Origin of the sequence: Amycolatopsis umgeniensis (assembly GCF_014205155.1) — a bacterium.
GTDB lineage: Bacteria > Actinomycetota > Actinomycetes > Mycobacteriales > Pseudonocardiaceae > Amycolatopsis > Amycolatopsis umgeniensis.
The window spans coordinates 6,502,182-6,523,648 of record NZ_JACHMX010000001.1; the positions used below are offsets into that span (position 1 = coordinate 6,502,182).

Annotated in this window: 16 protein-coding genes and 3 rRNA genes; 11 read left to right on the forward strand and 8 right to left on the reverse strand. The window is 65.7% G+C overall.

Annotation, left to right across the window (positions count from 1 at the left end; translation table 11 throughout):
* Position 1: 1 nt before the first annotated feature.
* A complete protein-coding gene (locus tag HDA45_RS30400; RefSeq protein WP_184901085.1) occupies positions 2–805 on the reverse strand; it encodes an alpha/beta fold hydrolase in 804 nt (267 codons plus the stop codon).
* A 449-nt stretch (positions 806–1,254) separates the two neighbouring features.
* Between HDA45_RS30400 and HDA45_RS30405 the strand changes: the two genes are divergently transcribed.
* The 3 genes from HDA45_RS30405 to rrf all read left to right on the forward strand — a co-directional run bounded on the left by HDA45_RS30405 (position 1,255) and on the right by rrf (position 6,424).
* Positions 1,255–2,769: ribosomal RNA gene (locus tag HDA45_RS30405) — 16S ribosomal RNA — on the forward strand.
* 318 nt (positions 2,770–3,087) lie between these two features.
* Positions 3,088–6,224, forward strand: a 23S ribosomal RNA gene (locus HDA45_RS30410).
* A gap of 83 nt (positions 6,225–6,307) precedes the next feature.
* Positions 6,308–6,424 (forward strand): 5S ribosomal RNA (rrf, locus tag HDA45_RS30415).
* The 16S, 23S and 5S rRNA genes sit together here, the layout of an rRNA operon.
* Positions 6,425–6,665: 241 nt before the next feature.
* Here the strand turns inward: rrf and cobF are convergent.
* Positions 6,666–7,436, reverse strand: a complete 771-nt coding sequence (cobF, locus tag HDA45_RS30420) for a precorrin-6A synthase (deacetylating) (RefSeq protein ID WP_184901088.1) — start codon at positions 7,434–7,436, stop codon at positions 6,666–6,668.
* A 96-nt stretch (positions 7,437–7,532) separates the two neighbouring features.
* On the opposite strand from cobF, the gene HDA45_RS30425 reads away from it, so the two are divergent.
* Genes HDA45_RS30425 through HDA45_RS30435 form a run of 3 tightly spaced genes read left to right on the forward strand, consistent with a single transcriptional unit; the run spans position 7,533 to position 10,107 of the window.
* Positions 7,533–7,739, forward strand: a complete 207-nt coding sequence (locus tag HDA45_RS30425) for a heavy-metal-associated domain-containing protein (protein WP_184901090.1) — start codon at positions 7,533–7,535, stop codon at positions 7,737–7,739.
* Complete coding sequence (locus HDA45_RS30430) at positions 7,736–7,912, forward strand: hypothetical protein (protein ID WP_184901092.1); 177 nt, start codon at positions 7,736–7,738, stop codon at positions 7,910–7,912. Before HDA45_RS30425 ends, HDA45_RS30430 begins: the two co-directional genes overlap by 4 nt.
* A 41-nt stretch (positions 7,913–7,953) precedes the next feature.
* Entirely contained in the window at positions 7,954–10,107 is a 2,154-nt protein-coding gene (locus HDA45_RS30435) for a heavy metal translocating P-type ATPase (protein ID WP_184906208.1), read from the forward strand.
* Here HDA45_RS30435 and HDA45_RS30440 read toward each other — a convergent pair.
* A complete protein-coding gene (locus HDA45_RS30440) occupies positions 10,104–10,385 on the reverse strand; it encodes a metal-sensitive transcriptional regulator (protein ID WP_009081418.1) in 282 nt (93 codons plus the stop codon). The two genes, HDA45_RS30435 and HDA45_RS30440, sit on opposite strands and share 4 nt — an antisense overlap.
* Before the next feature lie 168 nt (positions 10,386–10,553).
* On the opposite strand from HDA45_RS30440, the gene HDA45_RS30445 reads away from it, so the two are divergent.
* Positions 10,554–10,916: a YciI family protein gene (locus HDA45_RS30445; protein ID WP_184901094.1), complete on the forward strand. Its 363-nt coding sequence runs from the start codon at positions 10,554–10,556 to the stop codon at positions 10,914–10,916.
* Here HDA45_RS30445 and HDA45_RS30450 read toward each other — a convergent pair.
* Positions 10,913–11,575 carry a M protein gene (locus HDA45_RS30450; RefSeq protein WP_246480837.1) on the reverse strand — a complete coding sequence of 221 codons (663 nt, stop codon included), beginning with the start codon at positions 11,573–11,575 and terminating at the stop codon, positions 10,913–10,915. The two genes, HDA45_RS30445 and HDA45_RS30450, sit on opposite strands and share 4 nt — an antisense overlap.
* Before the next feature lie 250 nt (positions 11,576–11,825).
* On the opposite strand from HDA45_RS30450, the gene HDA45_RS30455 reads away from it, so the two are divergent.
* Positions 11,826–12,521 carry a maleylpyruvate isomerase family mycothiol-dependent enzyme gene (locus HDA45_RS30455; RefSeq protein WP_184901098.1) on the forward strand — a complete coding sequence of 232 codons (696 nt, stop codon included), beginning with the start codon at positions 11,826–11,828 and terminating at the stop codon, positions 12,519–12,521.
* Here HDA45_RS30455 and HDA45_RS30460 read toward each other — a convergent pair whose 3' ends face one another.
* From HDA45_RS30460 to HDA45_RS30475, 4 genes are all read right to left on the reverse strand, one after another.
* Positions 12,522–13,856: a copper resistance protein CopC gene (locus HDA45_RS30460; protein ID WP_184901100.1), complete on the reverse strand. Its 1,335-nt coding sequence runs from the start codon at positions 13,854–13,856 to the stop codon at positions 12,522–12,524.
* Positions 13,853–14,431, reverse strand: coding sequence for a hypothetical protein (locus HDA45_RS30465; RefSeq protein WP_184901102.1), 579 nt, complete (start codon positions 14,429–14,431; stop codon positions 13,853–13,855). The genes HDA45_RS30460 and HDA45_RS30465 overlap by 4 nt, the downstream gene beginning before the upstream one ends.
* A 179-nt stretch (positions 14,432–14,610) precedes the next feature.
* A complete protein-coding gene (locus HDA45_RS30470; protein ID WP_184901104.1) occupies positions 14,611–15,297 on the reverse strand; it encodes a winged helix-turn-helix transcriptional regulator in 687 nt (228 codons plus the stop codon).
* A gap of 42 nt (positions 15,298–15,339) precedes the next feature.
* Entirely contained in the window at positions 15,340–16,179 is an 840-nt protein-coding gene (locus tag HDA45_RS30475) for an AfsR/SARP family transcriptional regulator (RefSeq protein ID WP_184901106.1), read from the reverse strand.
* A 220-nt stretch (positions 16,180–16,399) separates the two neighbouring features.
* On the opposite strand from HDA45_RS30475, the gene HDA45_RS30480 reads away from it, so the two are divergent.
* The 3 genes from HDA45_RS30480 (at position 16,400) to HDA45_RS30490 (ending at position 21,328) form a co-directional block, all read left to right on the forward strand.
* Positions 16,400–18,676 (forward strand): TOMM precursor leader peptide-binding protein, encoded by a 2,277-nt coding sequence (locus tag HDA45_RS30480; protein ID WP_184901108.1) that lies wholly within the window; start codon positions 16,400–16,402, stop codon positions 18,674–18,676.
* 42 nt (positions 18,677–18,718) lie between these two features.
* Complete coding sequence (locus HDA45_RS30485) at positions 18,719–20,164, forward strand: SagB family peptide dehydrogenase (RefSeq protein WP_184906210.1); 1,446 nt, start codon at positions 18,719–18,721, stop codon at positions 20,162–20,164.
* A gap of 261 nt (positions 20,165–20,425) precedes the next feature.
* Positions 20,426–21,328 carry a helix-turn-helix domain-containing protein gene (locus HDA45_RS30490; RefSeq protein ID WP_184901110.1) on the forward strand — a complete coding sequence of 301 codons (903 nt, stop codon included), beginning with the start codon at positions 20,426–20,428 and terminating at the stop codon, positions 21,326–21,328.
* Positions 21,329–21,467 lie beyond the last annotated feature (139 nt).

Genomic DNA, 21,467 nt, shown 5'->3' on the forward strand with positions numbered 1-21,467 from the left:
ATCACCCAATTTCTTTCAAGAACCGTGCGAACACGGCGTCGAACTCGGCCTCGCGCTCCAGGTTAGGCATGTGCGCGGCGCCCTCGATCACCGCCAGGGTGGAGCCCGGGATGAGGTCGCGCATCAGTTCGGCGTCCGAGACCGGCGTGAACTCGTCCTCGGTCCCGACGACGACCAGGCTCGGCACCTTCGCGCGGGTGAGGCTGTCCCGGTAGTCCGGGCGCTCGGCCCGGCCCCTGAGCGCCGCCGCCGCTCCTTCCGGGGGAGTCGTGCGCATCATCTGTAAGACGTGCGCCGCCACGTCCGGCATCGTGCGGACGTTCTCCGGCGAGACCATCTTCGTCAGCACCTCGTCGGCGTACCAGCCGATGCCCTCGGCGAGGACGCGGTCCGCGGTCTCGTTGCGGACGCGCCTGCCCTCCTCCGTCTCTTCCTGAGGGGAGGTGTCGGCGAGCAGGAGCCCGAGGACGCGGCCGGGGTACGTGCGGTGGAACTCCATGACGATCTGCCCGCCCATGGAGAGACCGCCGAGGACGAACCGCTCGATGCCCAGGTGATCGGCGAGGCGGGCGATGTCGGCGGCGAAGACGTCGAGCCCGGTCTTCTGCTCCTGTGCCGGCTTGGTCGTCTCCCCGTAGCCGCGGAGGTCCGCGGTGATGACCCGGTAACCCTCCCGGCTGAAGCGTTCGGCCTGGGGACGCCACATCGAACGGTTGAAGGGGTGGCCGTGGACGAGGACGACGGGCAACCCGGTGCCGAGGTCGTCGTAGGCGACGGAGATGCCGTCGAGTTCCGCAGTACTCATGGAGCCGACGCTAATCGGAGCAATCGAGTAGTTCAATACGGTGCAATGTACTCGGAGCAATGTTTCTTCCGGGCGTTCACCTGGGCCACTCCCCGGACGATCACCGGGCGCGGGCTCGTTTATGCCCGCTGACCTGCGTAAACGTCGTTAAGGTACCCCCCTGTTTCGGGCCCTTTCGGGCCATGTAAAGTTCTCCAAGTCGCCAGGGAAACCGGGTGGCCGCGGGACACGAACCAAGCTCTCACCTCAGGGTGGTTGAGTGGGTGTCTCACCAAAAACTGCTAGAAATAACTGCTTCGGATAAGGCCGCGTGACTGCGGTGCGATTCGGGGTGTGTTGCTTGAGAACTCAACAGTGTGCTAGTGAACTAAGCCAGTAGAGCTTATGTATTTGTAACCTCGTAAAGAGGTTCCTTTGAGAGCATTTATTTGCCTCGATCAAATTTGACATTGTTGGAGAGTTTGATCCTGGCTCAGGACGAACGCTGGCGGCGTGCTTAACACATGCAAGTCGAACGATGAAGCCTTCGGGTGGATTAGTGGCGAACGGGTGAGTAACACGTGGGCAATCTGCCCTGTACTTTGGGATAAGCCTGGGAAACTGGGTCTAATACCGGATATCACCATTCCTCGCATGGGGGGTGGTTGAAAGTTCTGGCGGTACAGGATGAGCCCGCGGCCTATCAGCTTGTTGGTGGGGTAATGGCCTACCAAGGCGACGACGGGTAGCCGGCCTGAGAGGGTGACCGGCCACACTGGGACTGAGACACGGCCCAGACTCCTACGGGAGGCAGCAGTGGGGAATATTGCACAATGGGCGAAAGCCTGATGCAGCGACGCCGCGTGAGGGATGACGGCCTTCGGGTTGTAAACCTCTTTCGCCAGGGACGAAGCGCAAGTGACGGTACCTGGATAAGAAGCACCGGCTAACTACGTGCCAGCAGCCGCGGTAATACGTAGGGTGCGAGCGTTGTCCGGAATTATTGGGCGTAAAGAGCTCGTAGGCGGTTTGTCGCGTCGTTCGTGAAAACTCCACGCTTAACGTGGAGCGTGCGGGCGATACGGGCAGACTTGAGTTCGGTAGGGGAGACTGGAATTCCTGGTGTAGCGGTGAAATGCGCAGATATCAGGAGGAACACCGGTGGCGAAGGCGGGTCTCTGGGCCGATACTGACGCTGAGGAGCGAAAGCGTGGGGAGCGAACAGGATTAGATACCCTGGTAGTCCACGCTGTAAACGTTGGGCGCTAGGTGTGGGCGACATCCACGTTGTCCGTGCCGTAGCTAACGCATTAAGCGCCCCGCCTGGGGAGTACGGCCGCAAGGCTAAAACTCAAAGGAATTGACGGGGGCCCGCACAAGCGGCGGAGCATGTGGATTAATTCGATGCAACGCGAAGAACCTTACCTGGGCTTGACATGCGCCAGACATCCCTAGAGATAGGGCTTCCCTTGTGGTTGGTGTACAGGTGGTGCATGGCTGTCGTCAGCTCGTGTCGTGAGATGTTGGGTTAAGTCCCGCAACGAGCGCAACCCTTATCCTACGTTGCCAGCGCGTTATGGCGGGGACTCGTGGGAGACTGCCGGGGTCAACTCGGAGGAAGGTGGGGATGACGTCAAGTCATCATGCCCCTTATGTCCAGGGCTTCACACATGCTACAATGGCTGGTACAGAGGGCTGCGATACCGCGAGGTGGAGCGAATCCCTTAAAGCCGGTCTCAGTTCGGATCGCAGTCTGCAACTCGACTGCGTGAAGTCGGAGTCGCTAGTAATCGCAGATCAGCAACGCTGCGGTGAATACGTTCCCGGGCCTTGTACACACCGCCCGTCACGTCATGAAAGTCGGTAACACCCGAAGCCCATGGCCCAACCCGCAAGGGGGGGAGTGGTCGAAGGTGGGACTGGCGATTGGGACGAAGTCGTAACAAGGTAGCCGTACCGGAAGGTGCGGCTGGATCACCTCCTTTCTAAGGAGCAACACATCCATCGTTCCCGGGATACCCGGAACCAGAATGATGGGGTGGCCGGAACTCAACATCCGAATGTGGTGTTGTTCTGGTTGCTCAAGGAATTGTGGAACTACTGGTTATGGCCTGAGGCCAGGTTGCCGGCAAGTGCGAGTACTGCTCCTTCGGGGGCGTGGAAAGTGTTCTGCCGGGTCTGGTCGATGATCGTTCACGAGCACGCTGTTGGGTCCTGAGGCAACACGCCAAGGGGCTAACCCCCCGGGAGTTTGTTTCTGGTGTGGTGTTTGAGAACTGTAGAGTGGATGCGAGCATCTTTGTGGTCAAGTTATTAAGGGCACATGGTGGATGTCTTGGCTTCAGGAGCCGATGAAGGACGTGGGAGGCTGCGATATGCCTCGGGGAGCTGTCAACCGAGCTGTGATCCGAGGATTTCCGAATGGGGAAACCCAGCACCAGTTATGTGGTGTTACCCGCATCTGAATATATAGGGTGTGTGGAGGGAACGCGGGGAAGTGAAACATCTCAGTACCCGTAGGAAGAGAAAACAACCGTGATTCCGTGAGTAGTGGCGAGCGAAAGCGGAAGAGGCTAAACCATGCACATGTCAAGCTGTCAGGCGTTGTGTGTGTGGTGTTGTGGGACCCAGCGTCGAGGATCTGACAGTCCTCGGAACGGTTACGCGTGTTAGTGGAACGCCTTGGGATGGGCGACCGGAGTGGGTGAGAGTCCCGTACGCGAAAACACGTTGTGGATTGTTTGTCTGGTGTTCCCGAGTAGCAGCGAGCTCGTGGAATTTGCTGTGAATCTGCCGGGACCACCCGGTAAGCCTAAATACTTCCTGAAGACCGATAGCGGACTAGTACCGTGAGGGAAAGATGAAAAGTACCCCGGGAGGGGAGTGAAAGAGTACCTGAAACCGTGTGCCTACAAGCCGTCAGAGCCCGAGCAACATCTTTGATGTTTACGGTGATGGCGTGCCTTTTGAAGAATGAGCCTGCGAGTTAGTGCTGCGTGGCGAGGTTAACCCGTGTGGGGTAGCCGTAGCGAAAGCGAGTCTGAATAGGGCGTCTGAGTCGCGTGGTCTAGACCCGAAGCGGAGTGATCTACCCATGGCCAGGCTGAAGCGTCGGTAAGACGACGTGGAGGGCCGAACCCACTTAGGTTGAAAACTGAGGGGATGAGCTGTGGGTAGGGGTGAAAGGCCAATCAAACTCCGTGATAGCTGGTTCTCCCCGAAATGCATTTAGGTGCAGCGTCACATGTTTCACCACGGGGGTAGAGCTACTGGATGGTCTAGGGGCCTTACCGGGTTACCGAAATCAACCAAACTCCGAATACCGTGGTGTGAGAGTGTGGCAGTGAGACGGCGGGGGATAAGCTTCGTCGTCGAGAGGGAAACAGCCCAGAACACCAGCTAAGGCCCCCAAGTGTGTGCTCAGTGGGAAAGGATGTGGGATTGCCCAGACAACCAGGAGGTTGGCTTAGAAGCAGCCACCCTTGAAAGAGTGCGTAATAGCTCACTGGTCAAGTGGTCCTGCGCCGACAATGTAGCGGGGCTTAAGCACACCGCCGAAGCTGTGTCATTCACACATACAGATCGGTTTCCATCCTAGGATGGTTATCTAGTCGTGTGGATGGGTAGGGGAGCGTCCTGCATCCAGGGAAGCGGCGGCGGAAGCCAGTCGTGGAGGGTGTGGGAGTGAGAATGCAGGCATGAGTAGCGAATGCAGAGTGAGAAACTCTGCCGCCGGATGACCAAGGGTTCCTGGGCCAGGCTAATCCGCCCAGGGTAAGTCGGGACCTAAGGCGAGGCCGACAGGCGTAGTCGATGGATAACGGGTTGATATTCCCGTACCCGAGCACGTGCGCCCAGGATGAGGCGGTTGATACTAACCACCCAAAGCCAGTTACCAATGTCTTCGGACGGAGGTTTCTGTGTGGAGCGTGGGATCTGATTCCGTAGTAGTCGAGTGATGGGGTGACGCAGGAAGGTAGCTCCGCCAGTGAGTGGTAGTACTGGTGTAAGCGTGTAGGCCAGAGTGTAGGCAAATCCGCACTCTATTAAGGCTGAGACGTGATGCGTAGCCGATTGAGGTGAAGTAGAGTGATCCTATGCTGCCGAGAAAAGCCTCTAGCGAGTGCGTGCACGGCCCGTACCCCAAACCAACACAGGTGGTCAGGTAGAGAATACTAAGGCGATCGGGTGAACTGTGGTTAAGGAACTCGGCAAAATGCCCCCGTAACTTCGGGAGAAGGGGGGCCAAACACTCTGAAGTCCTTCGCGGACTAGGGGTGGGTGGCCGCAGAGACCAGCGGAAAGCGACTGTTTACTAAAAACACAGGTCCATGCGAAGTCGCAAGACGATGTATATGGACTGACGCCTGCCCGGTGCTGGAACGTTAAGAGGACCGGTTAACCTTTCGGGGTGAAGCTGAGAATTTAAGCGCCAGTAAACGGCGGTGGTAACTATAACCATCCTAAGGTAGCGAAATTCCTTGTCGGGTAAGTTCCGACCTGCACGAATGGCGTAACGACTTTCCGGCTGTCTCAACCACAGGCCCGGCGAAATTGCACTACGAGTAAAGATGCTCGTTACGCGCGGCAGGACGGAAAGACCCCGGGACCTTTACTATAGTTTGGTATTGGTTTTCGGTTCGGCTTGTGTAGGATAGGTGGGAGACTGTGAAGCTGGCACGCTAGTGTTGGTGGAGTCGTTGTTGAAATACCACTCTGGTCGGATTGGGAATCTGAACCTCGGACCATGATCTGGTTCAGGGACAGTGCCTGATGGGTAGTTTAACTGGGGCGGTTGCCTCCTAAAGAGTAACGGAGGCGCCCAAAGGTTCCCTCAGCCTGGTTGGCAATCAGGTGTTGAGTGCAAGTGCACAAGGGAGCTTGACTGTGAGACAGACATGTCGAGCAGGGACGAAAGTCGGGACTAGTGATCCGGCACCACCTGGTGGAAGGGGTGTCGCTCAACGGATAAAAGGTACCCCGGGGATAACAGGCTGATCTTGCCCAAGAGTCCATATCGACGGCATGGTTTGGCACCTCGATGTCGGCTCGTCGCATCCTGGGGCCGGAGTAGGTCCCAAGGGTTGGGCTGTTCGCCCATTAAAGCGGCACGCGAGCTGGGTTTAGAACGTCGTGAGACAGTTCGGTCCCTATCCGCCGCGCGCGTAGGATACTTGAGGAAGGCTGTCCCTAGTACGAGAGGACCGGGACGGACGAACCTCTGGTATGCCAGTTGTCACGCCAGTGGCATGGCTGGTTGGCCACGTTCGGAAGGGATAACCGCTGAAGGCATCTAAGCGGGAAGCCTGTTCCAAGATGAGGTATCCCACCCTTGATGGGTTAAGGCCCCCAACAGACCATTGGGTTGATAGGCCAGAAATGGAAGCACAGTAATGTGTTGTCGAGTTGACTGGTACTAATAGGCCGAGGACTTGCCCACAAAGATGTTACGCATCCACTCTACAGCTCTGAAACACCACACCGTTTGTGTGAAACAAACGAGTGTGTGTTGTTTCGTAGTGTTTCGGTGGTTATAGCGTCAGGGAAACGCCCGGTCCCATTCCGAACCCGGAAGCTAAGCCTGACAGCGCCGATGGTACTGCAACCGAAGGGTTGTGGGAGAGTAGGACACCGCCGGACTAACATTGAAAAGGGTCCAGGCCCCGGTAGAGAACCACGAGTTCTCCCGGGGCCTGGCCCCTTTTTTCATACCCACCCGCCGCACCGTGTGGATTTCGGGACATCTAACGTCCCAAACCCACACAGTCCCCCGCGTATGACCGGCCCGATCCGGCCAGGCCGTGTGGAAATAGGGACACTCAACGTCCCTAAATCCACACAGCCCACGCAGAGGCTCACGACCACCTAGGACATTCTCGCCTCACGAGGCGCGAGGAGCGGGGCGCCGTAGATGGTAGATGTCCATGATCCAGCCCTTCCGCGAGCGTGCCGAAGCGCGGACGTCGCGGATCTCCGCGGCGAGTTCGGCGGTCAGGGGGCCGGAGCGCAGGAGCTCGTCGGGTGTGCCGAGGTACGCGCCCCAGTAGATCTCCAGGCCCGCATCCACGAATCGCGAGAACGTGCACTGCGCGTCCAGCATCACGAACACGTCGTCGGCGTCCGCGGGCCAGCCGGCCTCGAGCCGACGGCCGGTCGTGATCAGCACGGGCCGTCCGATCTGGTTCATCGTGGTCCGGTGCCGGGACGTCAGCGCGGCCACGCTGCTGACCCCGGGGACGACCTCGTACTCGAACTCGACGTTGCCCCGCTCCAGTACGGCGTCCAGCAACGCGCACGTCGAGTCGTACAGCGCCGGGTCGCCCCAGACGAGGAACGCGCCCCGCTCGTCGGGGCCGAGGGAACCGATCATGGTTTCGTAGACGTCGGTGCGGAGCCGGTGCCAGTCGGCGACGGCCTTCCGGTAGTCGGCCGGAGTACGGTCGCGTTCGGGGTCCGGCGCCCGCACGACGCGGTAGCCGGGCCGTTCGACGAACCGGTCGAGGATCTCCTGGCGCAGGCCCACCAGGTCCTGCTTCTCTGAACCCTTGTCGAGGACGAAGAACACGTCGGTCTCGTTCAGCAGCCGGACGGCCTGGACGGTCAGGTGTTCCGGGTCGCCGACGCCGATGCCGATGGCGGAGATCTTCCTCATCGCCGCAGTGTGCCCGCCCTCTCAATGCACACCCCTACCCCCATGGGGTATAAAAGAAGTGATCGCTTCGTTTGTCCTGTGAAGGAGTGCGTACCGATGGCCGAAACCACCTACACCGTCAAGGGCATGACCTGCGGGCACTGCGCTTCCTCCGTCACCGAGGAGGTCGGCGGCATCGCGGGCGTCAGCGCCGTGAACGTGGACGTGGCCAGTGGCAAGGTAACCGTCACCAGCGATACCGCGCTCGATGTCCACACTGTGGACGCGGCCGTCACCGAGGCCGGTTACCAGCTCGTCTCGTGAGCACCACCGTCAAGGTGTCGGCGTTCGCCGCGGCCCTGGTCGCGGTGTTCGTCGTCGCCTGGGCGATCGGCTCCGCCGTCGGCCCGCTGGACGAGGCGCCGTCCCCGGCCCCGCCCGCGCCGACCAGCGTGCACGAAGGGCATCACGAGGGTCACACGGGAGGCACGCCGTGAGCGTCGGGACATCCCAGCGGGTCGAACTGGCCATCGGCGGGATGACCTGCGCGTCCTGTGCCGCGCGGGTCGAACGCAAGCTGAACAAGGTCGACGGTGTCTCCGCCACGGTCAATTACGCCACCGAGAAGGCGCAGGTCGACTTTCCCGCCGCGGTGTCGGTCGACGACCTCGTCGGTGTCGTCGAGTCCGCGGGTTACACGGCCGAGCCGCCGAAACCCGAGCCGGCCGAAGACAACACGGCGGGGCTCCAGCGGCGGCTCTCGGTCTCCGCCGTGCTCTCCGTTCCGGTGATCGTGCTGGCGATGGTCCCGGCCTGGCAGTTCACCTACTGGCAGTGGGTCTCGCTCGCCTTGGCCGCGCCTGTCGTCACCTGGGGCGCGTGGCCGTTCCACCGCCCGGCCTGGACGAACTTCCGTCATGGCGCCGCCACCATGGACACCCTGATCTCCCTCGGCGTCGCCGCGGCCACGCTCTGGTCGCTGTACGCGCTGCTGTTCGGCGCCGCCGGAGTGCCCGGTATGCGTCACGGCTTCGAGCTGACCATGGAACGCGGGTCCGGCTCCGGCAACCTCTATCTCGAGGTCGCCGCCGGGGTCACCACGTTCCTGCTGGCCGGCCGCTACTTCGAGGCGAGGTCCAAACGCCGTTCCGGCGCCGCCCTGCGTGCGCTGCTCGAACTCGGCGCGAAGGACGTCGCGGTTCTCAGAAACGGTGTCGAGAGCCGTGTCCCGATCGGTGACCTGAAGGTCGGCGACGAGTTCGTCGTGCGTCCGGGGGAGAAGATCGCCACTGACGGCGTCGTGACCGACGGCGGTTCGGCGGTCGACGTGAGCATGCTGACGGGGGAAGCCGTCCCGGTCGAGGTGACCATCGGTGACACCGTGACCGGTGGGACGGTCAACGCGGGCGGAAGGCTCGTCGTCCGCGCCGCGCGGATCGGCGCCGACACCCGGCTCGCGCAGATGGCGCGGCTGGTCGAGGACGCGCAGAACGGCAAGGCCCGGGTCCAGCGCCTCGCCGACCGGGTGTCGGCCGTGTTCGTCCCGGTGGTGATCGCGCTCGCTGTCGGCACGCTCGGCTTCTGGCTCGGGGCGGGCAGCGGGGCGGACGCCGCCTTCACCGCCGCCGTCGCGGTCCTGATCATCGCCTGCCCGTGCGCGCTCGGCCTGGCCACGCCGACGGCGCTGCTCGTCGGCACCGGCCGCGGCGCGCAGCTGGGCATCCTCATCAAGGGGCCGGAGGTGCTCGAGTCCACTCGTGCCGTCGACACCGTGGTCCTCGACAAGACCGGCACGGTGACCGCGGGAAGGATGAGCCTCACCGATCTCCATGGCGGCAACGAGGTGCTCCGGCTCGCCGCCGCGGTCGAGCACGCTTCCGAACATCCGATCGCCCGCGCGATCGTCACGGCCGCCGAGGAGCGGTTGGGTCAGCTGCCGCCGGTCGAAGGGTTCCGTAACGTCGAGGGTCTGGGCGTCATCGGCGAGGTCGAGGGCAAGACCGTCCTCGCCGGGCGTCCCGCTCTCCTCGACCAGCACGGCATCACCATCGGCGACGAGCTCGCGCAGGTCAAGGCGGCCGCCGAGGAACGCGGCGCGACCGCTGTCGTCGTCGCCCGCGACGGCGAGGCGCTCGGTGTGGTCGTCGTCGCCGATACGGTCAAGCCGACCTCGAAGCAGGCCGTGGCGGAACTACGGGCGCTCGGGCTCCGGCCGGTTCTGCTGACCGGCGACAACACCGGATCCGCGCGAGCGGTCGCCGCCGAGGTGGGGATCGACGAGGTCGTCGCCGAGGTCCTGCCCGCGGACAAGGTCGACGTCGTCAAACGGCTCCAGGCCGAGGGCCGGGTGGTCGCCATGGTCGGTGACGGCGTCAACGACGCGGCCGCGCTCGCGCGGGCCGACCTCGGACTGTCGATGGGCACCGGGACGGACGCCGCGATCGAGGCGGGCGACCTGACCCTGGTCCGCGGCGATCTGCGCGCGGCCGTGGACGCCATCCGGCTTTCGCGCCGGACGCTGCGCACGATCAAGGGCAATCTGTTCTGGGCGTTCGCCTACAACGTCGCCGCGCTGCCGCTGGCCGCGCTCGGCCTGCTCAACCCCATGATCGCCGGGGCCGCGATGGCGTTCTCCTCGGTGTTCGTCGTCAGCAACAGCCTGCGGCTGCGCGGGTTCCGCGGGATTGCTTAAGAGCGGACCAGCCGGGCGATGGCGTCGGACGCCTCCCGGACCTTGAGGTCGGCCTCTTCCCCGCCCGCGGCGGCCGCCTGGACCACGCAGGTGGCGAGGTGCTCGTCCAGCAGTTCGAGGGAGAACGACTGCAGCGCCTTGGTGGCCGCGGACACCTGGGTCAGGATGTCGATGCAGTACTTGTCCTCTTCGACCATCCGCTGCAAACCGCGGATCTGCCCCTCGATCCGGCGCAGGCGCTTGAGGTAGGCCTCCCGCTCGCTGCCGTAGCCCGTCATTCCGCACCCGTTCTCTCGTCGTTCCCCAGCCATCGCCGAGTATACCCTCCCCACGTATCCGCCCCGGGCGGGCGAAATTCGCGGGTGCCAGGATGTCGAGGACGATCCGGTGACTCCGACTCCTGCGTGAGTGGCCGGGACACGGCCGGACGACCAGGAGGAACACCGATGAAGTACATGATCATGATCACGATGAACCCCGCCGCGTGGGACGCCCTCCCCGAGGCCGAGCGCGACGAGGTGGTCGCCCGCATCGACCCTTTCATGAAGAAGCTGACCGAGAGCGGCGAGCTGCTCGGGACGCAGGCGCTGGGGGAGCCGAAGGAGAGCACGGTGGTCCGGGTACGTGACGGCGTCCCGGTGGTCACCGACGGCCCGTTCGCGGAGTCGAAGGAGTATCTGGCCGGCTTCTACCTGGTCGAATGCGACAGCAAGGAACGCGCGATCGAGATCGCGGGCCAGGTCCCGGACGCGCACATCAACGCGATGGAGATCCGGCCGGTGGTCTATTCGTCGGGCGACGACGCTTAAGTGGCGGCCGCTTCGGTGCCGGTGCGGGCCTCTGGCCTGCTCCGGCGCTGAACGGGCACTTCGGGTTTCGTGTCGGCGGTGAGCGTCAGGACCGTACCGGCTTCGGCGAGCAGATCGCGGCAGCCGAGCAGTTGCTTCAGCACACCCTCGCGCAGGCTGAGGGCCACGTCGGCCTTCTGTCGCGCTTCGGAGACCAGGCGCTCGCCTTCGGTGGCGGCGTCGTCGAGCAGTTTCCGTGCTCTCGCCTGCGCGGCTTCGTCCTGTGCGGCGAGCACGCGCATCGCCTCCGCCCTGCGCAGCGTCATGGCGAGTTCGAAGTCTTCGGTGATCCGCCTCCGCTCCGCCTCGGCCTCGGCAGCCTTTTCGGTGGCGCGCGCGGTGATGTCTTCGGCCTCTTCGCGGGTGAGTTCGAGCATTCGGCGCGATCGCTCCTGCAGCGCGTCCGGGGCGATCGGGACGCGGCTGATCCGGTCGACGCTGGCCTTCAGCTCACGGTTTTCCTCTTGGGTGGCGGTGAGCCTGGCGGCGAGAGCTTCGCCGCGGCGAAGCGCTTCATCGCGTTCGGCGGCCACGCGCCGTAGTTCGGTTTCCACCTCGCGAACGAATTCCCGGACCTGGGCGCGATTGAAACCACGCCACGCCAGATCGAAGCCGGGCATTTCCATTGGTCACCTCCACAGTGGGCGATCCGTCACCTGTGTGCGGCTTCTCGTAGACGACAGAGTTCCTTGTCGCACGGGGGCTTTCCCCGCCCAGTGTGCCTGAAGCCGCAACGACACGCGTCACTGGTGGGTGATCTTTGCGCCGAGCGGTCCGCGCAAGCGGGAAGAAGGGTGATCCTGGAACCGGTGGGAGAATGGACGATCATCGCTTGACCCCTGTCCCTTGACTCACAGTGGAGGTGGCCGCGTGACGAGTAGCCGAATTCGGGTCCCTGGCTGGAATACGGCGACCGCGGCCGAGGGGTATCGGCAGGTCAGAGAGAACATCGCGATCTTGCTCGCCGATCACGCGGGCGCGGGCGGCCGCACCGTGCCGTCGTGTCCACAGTGGAGCGTGCGGGATCTGCTCGCGCATCTGACCGAGATCTGCGACCGGGTGATCACCCGGTTCGGCGGTGAGCCGTGCCCGGTTCCGGAGACGGCGTCGGCCGCCGAACTGCTGCGGCTCTGGACCGAGCGCGGACTCGAGGCCGACACCCTCCTCGCCGCGGACGGCGAGGGGAAGAGCCGCGGCGACATCATGGTGATGGACGCCTTCACCCACGAACTCGATCTCCGCTACGCACTCGGCGTTCCGCCGCCGGAGGCGCACGCGGCCTGGCTGCGCGGTTTCGAAGTGCTCGTCAGCGGTCTCGCCACCTCGCTGGGGAGCCACGGGCTGCCCGGGATGCGGATCGAGATCGAGGGCGCGACCTGGATCGCCGGCACCGAACCGGTCGCCGCCGTGCTCTCGGGCCCGCCCGTGGACCTGTACCGGTCACTCGCCGGGCGCCGGAGCCCGGCCCAGATCGCCGCCCTGGACTGGCTGGGCGATCCGGAACCGTGGCTCCGGGCCTTCACGTGGGGGCCGTTCGTCCCGCCGGCCGAGGCCGTCGAGCGCTGATCAGCCTGTCGGGGACATCGACGACAGCGCCGCGGCCAGCGCGAGCACCACGGCCACGATCAGCACCTCGACCCCGACGCTGACCCGCAGTTTCCGCAGGTCGGCGGTCACGACGCCGGTGCCGCCGCGGCCGGCGATCCCGCGTCGCACCGCGTTGCGGCTCAGGTTCGCCACCAGCAGCAACGCGGCGAAACCGGTCAGCTTCAGCAGGAAGACGATGCCGTAGGCCGACGTCCAGAGCGCTTCCACCGACGGGACGAGCCGGAAGCCCAGATAGGCGCCGCTGACCACCATGATCACGATCGACCAGGTGGCGATCGGGTGGAACCGCGCCAACGCCGGTTCGGCCTCGTCCGCCGAGTACCTGCCGCGCAGCAGCACGGCCAGCTGGATCAGCCCGCCCACCCAGACGGCCATCGCACCGAAGTGCGCGAGGTCGGCGCTGACCGACAGGAACATGATCTTGTCGGCGACGGCGTGCCCGGTCGCGGAGAAGCTCAGCATCACGACGAACCCGGCCGCGATGCCGAGGTTCTCGTAGCGCGACCGCAGCCTGTCCGGCAGGTCGCCCGCCAGCAGCCGTCGCACGATCACGGCGAGCGCGACGATCGCGGCCAGGCGCAGGAGCAGCAGCTTCCCGTACGCCACTCGCAGGGTCGCCTCGATCAGCTCCGGTTCGAAGACCGCGCCGACGCCCCGGCCCGCGACGTAGGGGCCTTGCAGCAGGAACCCGGCCACGGCCGTCAGGGCGGAAAGCCACACGCCCGTGGTGATCAGTTTCCGCGCCGCCGGGTCGGTCCGGCCGCCCGGACGGCAGACCAGCACGAACACCAGCCCGCCGAGCAGGGCCACCCCGCCGAAAGAACCCCAGCGGAAGGTGGTGAACAGCGCGTCGGTCACCGGATCGGTCCCGGTGGAGGCGGACACCGCGCCCGCCGAGGTGATGAGCGGCCCGGTGCCGATCACGAACGCGATCGTGCCGCGGACGGGATGTGAGTCCGTCGAGACGAACGCGTACTCGACGAGGTAGCTGCCGTCGGGGAGATCCGGCTCGAGTTTGACGGCGACCTGCTCGGCGACGTCACCGGGCTGGAACACCGGCCCGCTGACGACGTTCGTGCCCTGCTGGTCGACGACCTTGATCGAGTTCGGCTGGATGCCGATGTTCTCCGACAGGGTGATCGAGACCAGCGGGGGCGCCGAGGTGAGCCGGGCGCCGTCGGCGGGGGTGGAGGAGAGGAGTTCGACGTGGGCCGAGGCGGGGGCCGCGGCGAGTACCGCGACCCCGAACCACGCGGCCACCAGGGCCAGGAGCGCGAAGAGTCTCCTGGTCACGAGGCCGTCGACGCCAGCTCACGCCGGCTCTCGGGCGCGCACGTGCAACCCGTCAGCTGCCATTCGGCGGCGGCGGCCTTCCGGTGCACGAGCATCGCGATGATCATCGGGATGGTGACGATCGTGTTGTAGAACAGGTGCAGCTCCACGCGCGGGATGAACAGCTGGATGATGCTGCTCGGCGCTGTCCCGCCGCCGAGGCGCCAGCCGGTCTGTGCCTGGATCAGCAGGAGCAGATGCTCGATGTGGTGCCAGAACTGCAGGCCGAGCGCCAGGTTCCACCACTGCCGCGAGCGGCCGGCGAAGCCCTTGCGCAGGGCGAACAGGAAGATCAGCATGACGATGGCGTAGCCGTAGTGCAGCCATTCGGAGCTGATCAGCTTGGGGAACGGGATGCCGAGCACGCCGCGCGCGTCCGAGGTCTTCCAGCCCAGGGCGTAGATCTGGAACGCCTGCACCAGGTGTTCCGCCCAGTGAGCGAGCACGACGAGCGCGAAGATGTTGAGCGCCGCGCGGTGGTATTTCCCGTTGAGCGAGGCGAGTAGGCCCGGACGTGGCGAATCGAGTGAGGCCATGAAGAGGCTCCTTGGGCGAAAGACCGGCCGGTGACGGATATCGAAGATATCCCGCGAACCGGCCGTTCCCGTTACTCCGGATTGCTGATCTGACTCGTAGTGTTACGCCGTTCGGTTGCCGGTAACCACGAATGGATCAGTGAAATGCACCGTGGGTCACGGAATGGTGGCCCGGTTGGTCAGCGGATGACGATTCCGTTCGACACCTGAGGCGCGGCGGGGATGTGGAACAGCTCGGTGAACAGTTCCAAGTACTCGAAGGCGCCCTCGATCCGGATCTTGCCGGTCCGGACCGCGTCGGCGGCGCTGAGCTCCCCGCTCAGCAGATCCTTGATGAACGGGCCGAGCGGCTCGATCGTCGCGTCGGCGCCGGGGTGCGCGCCGTCCGCGACCTTGAGCGCGCCGTCCTCGATGATCGCGTGCAGGACCATCTCACCCGGATAGCGCAGCTCGTAGGTGGCGTGGGTGCCCTTGGCCTTCTCGCTCTGGAAGGTCGTGTACAGCGAGAGGATCGCCGCGTCCAGGGTGAAAACGTCCTCGGGAGCGGGCTGCCCGAGCGACCGCGCCCCCCAGAGACCGAGGTCCAGCACGATCTGGTCGAGTTCGCCGCCGTACTCGGTGAGTTCGTAGACCACGGCGGCGTCGAGCTGGGGGAGCAGGCGGCGGCGCAGCACGCCGGACTGCTCGAGTTCGTTGAGCCGCGCGGACAGCGTGCTCGCGGGGATCTTGGGCAGGCCCGCCTGCAGTTCGGTGAACCGCTTCGGGCCGAGGACGAGGTCACGGACGATCAGCAGCGACCAGCGTTCGCCGATGATCTCCAGCGCCCTGGCGAGACCACAGAACTGTCCATAGGTACGACTGCTCATCCGTCGATCCTCACTTTCGTTTCCCGTGGCAGAGGTCGGTTTTCACGCGGGTTCACCCTCGGAGAGCAGGTCATGGTGCAGGATCTGCAGCTCGTCGCAGGGTTCCACGCCCAGTTCATTGTTGAGCCTCGCGCGCACCTGGCGGTAGGTCGCGAGCGCGTCGGATCGTCGCCCGCTGCGGCCGAGCACGCGGATCAGCTGGCCGTGCAGGGCTTCGTCCAGCGGGTTCGCGGTGACCAGTGAACGCAGTTCGCCGATCAGCTCGTGCCGCATCCCGGCCGCGATGTCCGCCTCGATGCGCAGGTGCAGGGTGCTGCGCCGCTGCTCGACGAGGTCGACGGCGTACGCCGACAGCACCGGTCCACAATGGACGTTCGCGAGCGGCGGGCCGGCCCACAGGTCCAGCGCCTCCCGGAAGGACTTCGCCGCTTCGGCGTGCTCGCCGCGTAGCTGCAGCTCCCGGCCCTTCTTCTGCAGTGCCTGGAACTCGAAGACGTCCACCTGCTCGCGGTCGATCCGGAACACGTAACCCGGCGGTTTCGTCGCCAGCATGGTCTCGCCGTAGGGGGCGAGGCCGTTCTCGTCGATGCACCGGCGCAGCTGGTAGACGTAGGTGTGCATCGTGGTGCGGACGCTGCGCGGCGGGTCGTTGGCCCACAGTTCCTGGACGATCGTGTCGATGTGCACGATCTTGCCCGGGCTCATCACCAGCATGGCGAGCACCTGGAGCAGTTTCGGTGTCGTCGGCGCGTAGTCGATCCCGTCCCGCAGGAGTTCGAGCGGGCCGAGGAGCGTGAAGCGGAGTGGACTTGCGGACAGCGCCGGAATCGGGTTGGGTGCCGAGCCGTGGTGCGTGTCCGATACTCGTGATCCGGGGTACATCGCAAGCGCCCTCCAGCTCGATACGCGTCGTGTCGTTTTCCCAGTGCATCGACAGTGACAGAGCGCCCCGTCACCGGGCCAGTGAGCCGTCCACCAGGTCCCGCGTGCGTGTCTCCCGGGAAAACATGGGTTTTTCACATCCGAGCCGTGAATCGCGCACTGGCCGATATGTGCTCTCTGGCAGCAGGATTCGGAGACCGCACCGACCTAGGGGGTTCCCATGCACGAGACCGTGTTGACCGGGTCCGGCTCCAGCACCGGCGGTCTGGGATTCAAACGGCATCTGCGCGCGGAGATCAGCGAGGGCAACGGCGCATACCTGTTCTCGGAGCAGGGGGTGATCGCGATGCGCGGCGCGCAGGTCGCCTCGGTGGCGGCGCTGCTCGACGGCACCCGTGACCTCGACGCGGTTCTGTCCGCCTGCCCGGCGGGGATGAGCGCCGAGCAGGTCACCGGGGTGCTGGCGCGGTTGGTGGAAGCGGGTCTGGTCACCGTCCGGGTGCCGGACGAGCTCAGCGGGGACGAGCGCGCGCTCGCGTACTGGGACGCGTGCGGTCTCGACGCGTCCGCGGTGGCTTGCCGGCAGAAGCCCGCGACGGCGAGCCTGACCGCGATCGGCCGCGGTGTGGACACCTCCCAGGTGCAGAACGCGCTCGTCGCGAGCGGTATCGAGGTGGTCGGCACCGCCTCCGAACTGGCCATCGTGCTGTGCGACGACTACCTCGACCCGAGGCTGGCCGAGATCGACGCCGAGCACCGGCGCACCGGCAGGCCGTGGTTGCTGGCGCGGCCGTCGGGTTCGCAGGTGTGGATCGGCCCGATCATGCAACCCGGCCGGTCCGGCTGCTGGCACTGCCTGACCAACCGGCTGTGGGGGCACCGGCACGCGGAGGCCTGTGTGCAGGAGGTGCTCGGGCACGACGGCCCCGCCTCGTTCCCGATGCCCGCCGTGCCGCCGCTGACCGCGGCCGCGTCGCATCTGATCTCCCTCGAAGCGTCCAAATGGCTGGCGGGACACCGGTATCCGGGTCAGCAGGCCGTCTGGATCCTCGACACCCTCGACCTGCAGGGCAGGCTGCACGAACTGCGGCGGCGCCCGCAGTGTCCGGAATGCGGCGACGACGGGATCGTCGCCGAGCGGACGGCCGAACCGGTCGTGCTGCGGGAAGCGAAGAAGGCGACCTCGGGCGGTGGCGGGCACCGGACGCTCACCCCGGTCGAGGTGCTCGACCGCTACGGCCACCTGGTCAGCCCGGTCACCGGCGTCATCAAGGAGATCGCCCGCGACCCGAGGGCGCCGGCGTTCGTGAACGCGTACCGCTCCGGGCTCAACGTCGCGCGTCGGGTGCGTGGTGAGGCCGGCTTGCAGGCCGGGCTGCGCGGGGACAACGGCGGCAAGGGCGCGAGCCCGCTCGACGCCGAGGTCGGCGCGCTGTGCGAAGCGATCGAGCGGTTCTCCGCGAACTACCAGGGCGACGAACTGCGGATCCGGGACACCTTCCGCGCGCTCGGCGAGGACGCCGTCCACCCGAACTCGTGCATGCTCTTCGACGAGCGCCAGTACGCCGCGCGCGACGAATGGAACGCCAAGCACGCGATCTTCCAGCACGTCCCCGAACGGTTCGATGACAAGGCCGCCGTCGACTGGACGCCGCTGTGGTCGCTTTCGCAGCAGCGCCGGAAGCTGATGCCGACGGCGTACCTCTACTACGGCGTGCCGCCGGAGTGCGGGATCACGGGGATGCGCGCCGACTCCAATGGCTGCGCGGCGGGCAGCAGCCTCGAAGACGCGATCCTGCAAGGACTTCTCGAGCTCGTCGAGCGCGACGCCGTCGCGATGTGGTGGTACAACCGGCTTCCCATGCCCGGCGTCGACATCGCCACGTTCGACGACCCGTGGGCCGAGGAGATGGTCGGGCAGTACGCGCGGGCAGGCCGGGAACTGTGGGTCCTCGATCTGACCGCGGACCTCGGCGTCCCGGTGATGGTCGCGCTGTCCAGGAGTATCGCCGGGCCGCGCGAGAACGTCATGATGGGATTCGGCGCCCACCTGGACCCCAGGACGGCGCTGCGGAGGGCGGTCAGCGAGCTCAACCAGATGATCCCCGCGGTGCTCGCGAACGACGTCGAACTCGACGATCCCGATGCGGCGCAGTGGCTCCGGCACGCTACGGTCGCCAACCAGCCGTACCTGCGGCCGGCGCCCGGGCGATCGGCGAGACGGGCCGCGGACTTCAAGTTCGTCCGGCGGCCCGACGTACGGGACGACGTGGAATCACTGGTACGCAAGCTGTCCGCGCTGGGGATGGAGACGCTGGTGCTCGATCAGACCCGACCCGACATCGACCTGCCGGTGGTCAGGGTGGTCGTTCCGGGGCTGCGGCCCTTCTGGAGCCGCTTCGCCCCCGGACGGCTGTTCGACGTGCCGGTGCGGCTCGGCAGGCTCGCCGAACCCACCTCCTACGACCGGCTGAACCCCTTCCCCATGTTCTTGTAGATCCCGCTGGAGCAACTGGTGTCGACTGATCCCCCCGCCGGTGTGGCCGAGACGATCCCCCTGTGGTCGCTCACCGACGACAGCCTTGTCGAGATCGGTGAGGACGGCTCACTGGTGGTCGTCACCCGGTGGGGGGAGTACGACTTCGACCGTGCGGAACCACTGGTCCGGGAATCGTTGCGGCGGATGGCCTTGGGGCCGGTCTCCCTGGCGAACGTGACTTCGTCTTGGGAACCGGTCGAGCGTGAGCCCGATCTCGAAGGCGAGCTGAGCTGGACGGCCGAGGGCGCCGACGCGCTGCGCCAAGCGCTCAAGGAGCTCGGCGGTTCGGTGGTGCATTCACTCGGTCTCGCCGACGGGAAAGGCCCGCTGCTGTCGGTGATCCCGGTGGTGCTCGCGCCCGTGTTCGAGCCGGTGGAGATCCCGGCCGCGCGCCCGATCCGGTTGTCCCGCTTCTGTTCCCTGCGCTCCGATGCCGACGGGATGGGGCTGGAGTCGCCGTCCGCGCGGTACCGCGTCGTGCTGTACCAGCCGTGGGCGGTGCACGTTGCCGCGACCTTGGCGACGGCGAAGTCGACGGGGGACATCGCCACCACGACGGGGATCGAGGCCGGCGTGGTCGGCGCGATCGTGTCCTATCTGGTCGCGGCGGGTGTCGTCCAGATCGCCGGGGAGCACGGCCGGTTCGCCGAGGACGACGACCCCGAGCTGGGCCTGTGGTCCCCGGACGAACTGTTGTTCCACACCACGAGCCGGACCTGGCGGCCCGGTGGCCCGGCCGATCTGCCCGGGCTCGGGAAACCGCCGGTGGTCAAGGCCGCCACCGGCGAGGGACCGGTGTACGCGCTCTACCGGCCGGATCTGGCCGACCGCGCGGAAACCGATCCGACGCTGACGACGTTGCTGGAGAACGACCACAGCTGCCCCGAATTCACCGAGGGCGTGCTGTCCGCGGAGCAGATCGGCGAGTTCCTGTTCCGCGGCGCGCGGATCCGGTCGATCGGGCCCGCCCACATGCCCAACGGGCCCAGCCACAGCGCTTCGCAGCGGCCGTACTTCAGCGTCGCCTGCCTGTACGAGCTCGAGCTGTACGTCTCGGTGAACCGTTGTTCGGGGCTGGATCGCGGGATCTACCACTACGATCCGCTCGACCACCGGCTCAGCCTGGTCAACGACGACGAGTCCGATCTCGACGCGATGCTCGACATGGCGATGATCGGCGGCGGCAACCACCGGCGTCCCTCGGCGCTGATCACGGTGACCGCGCGGATGCCGAGGATGGCGTCGGTACTCGGCGGTGGCGCGTACGCCACGACGCTCGCGCACGTCGGCGCCTTGCAACAGACGCTTTATCTCGTCGCCCGCGCGATGGGGCTGACCGCGCACGCCGTCCCGGTGGACGCCGGCGACCGCGTCGACCGCGCCCTCAAACTCGAATGGCCCGCCGAGGTGGGCGTCGGGGAGTGCGCGCTCGATCTCCCGGCTTGACTGAACACCGATCTCGCGTGACTGAACACCGAACTCGCGTGATTGAAGGCGGATCTCGCGTGTTCCGTCTTCAATCACGCGAGATCGCCTCTCAATCACGCGAGATCGCCGTTCGTGCTGTCGACTCGACCGTTCGCCGATCGCGCAGACCTGGATAACGCCTGGACAGACCCCATCTCGATCGCGTGTCGAGTGCTTCGAAATCGGTGACGCGTTTGCTGACCACAGAGGAAAAGCGACGGCGAATCCGAGGTTGGTCTGATGCAGCTACGAACAGTCGCCACGGCGGCGAACGAGAAAGGCGTCATCGAATCCGGTCGGCTCCTCGAGCCGGCGTCCCCCTTGCAACCCGCGGTGCTGCAGGCCATCTCAGCGATGCACGCGAGGTATTTCGACCCGATCACCTTGGGCGACTTGGCATCCGAAGTCTTCGTCAGCCCGTTCCACTTCTCGCGGATCTTCACCAAGGCGACCGGGGTGACCCCCGGCCGGTACCTCACCGCGATCCGGCTCTTCGAAGCGAAACGACTGCTGCTGACGACCTCGCTGACGGTGTCGGACATCGTGTGCAGCGTCGGCTACAGCAGTGTCGGCACGTTCACCAGCCGCTTCACCCGTGCGGTCGGGATGACCCCGACCCAGTACCGTGACCCCGAGGTCGGCAAGCTGCTCGTGGCGCTGGCGCCGCATTTCCAGCGGCTCCCCACCCTGGAGGCGTTGCACAGCGCCGGAATGGGCTGCGCCACGATGCGCAGCGGCACCGGCACGATCAGCGTGCGCGTCGAGACCCCGCGCGGGGCGGGCCCGGCGAGTGTCCTCATCGGACTGTTCGCCGAGTCGATCCCGCAGTGCGGCCCGGTCGCGTTCGGCGGCAGGGCCAACGTCCTGTCCGCGGACATCGAGATCCAGAACGTCCCCGAAGGCCGCTGGACCGTGATCGCGGTCGCCGAGCACGCCGCGGGGACGGCGGCCTCTTCGTTCTCCGTGGGCACCTTGCCCGCCCGCGTCGACATCACCCGGTTCGGCCGGGTCCATCTGCGGATGCCGATGCGCACCCCGCAGCCGACCGACGCCCCGATGGCGATCACCCTGGCGGGCGGGCCCGCTTCCACCGGCAACCGGATGACCATGCCCGCGCCCGGCTACCTCCGTGCGGTGGCCTGACCGAACGTTTTGTTCCCGCGTTCTCCCGGTCACGCAAACCGGGAGAACGCGGGCGCAACCGTGGAGTAGCTGCTCCATCGCCGCACATGTGAGCCTTTAACCAGTCCTTTGAATCCGAATCCACCCGTTAGGGGGAGAG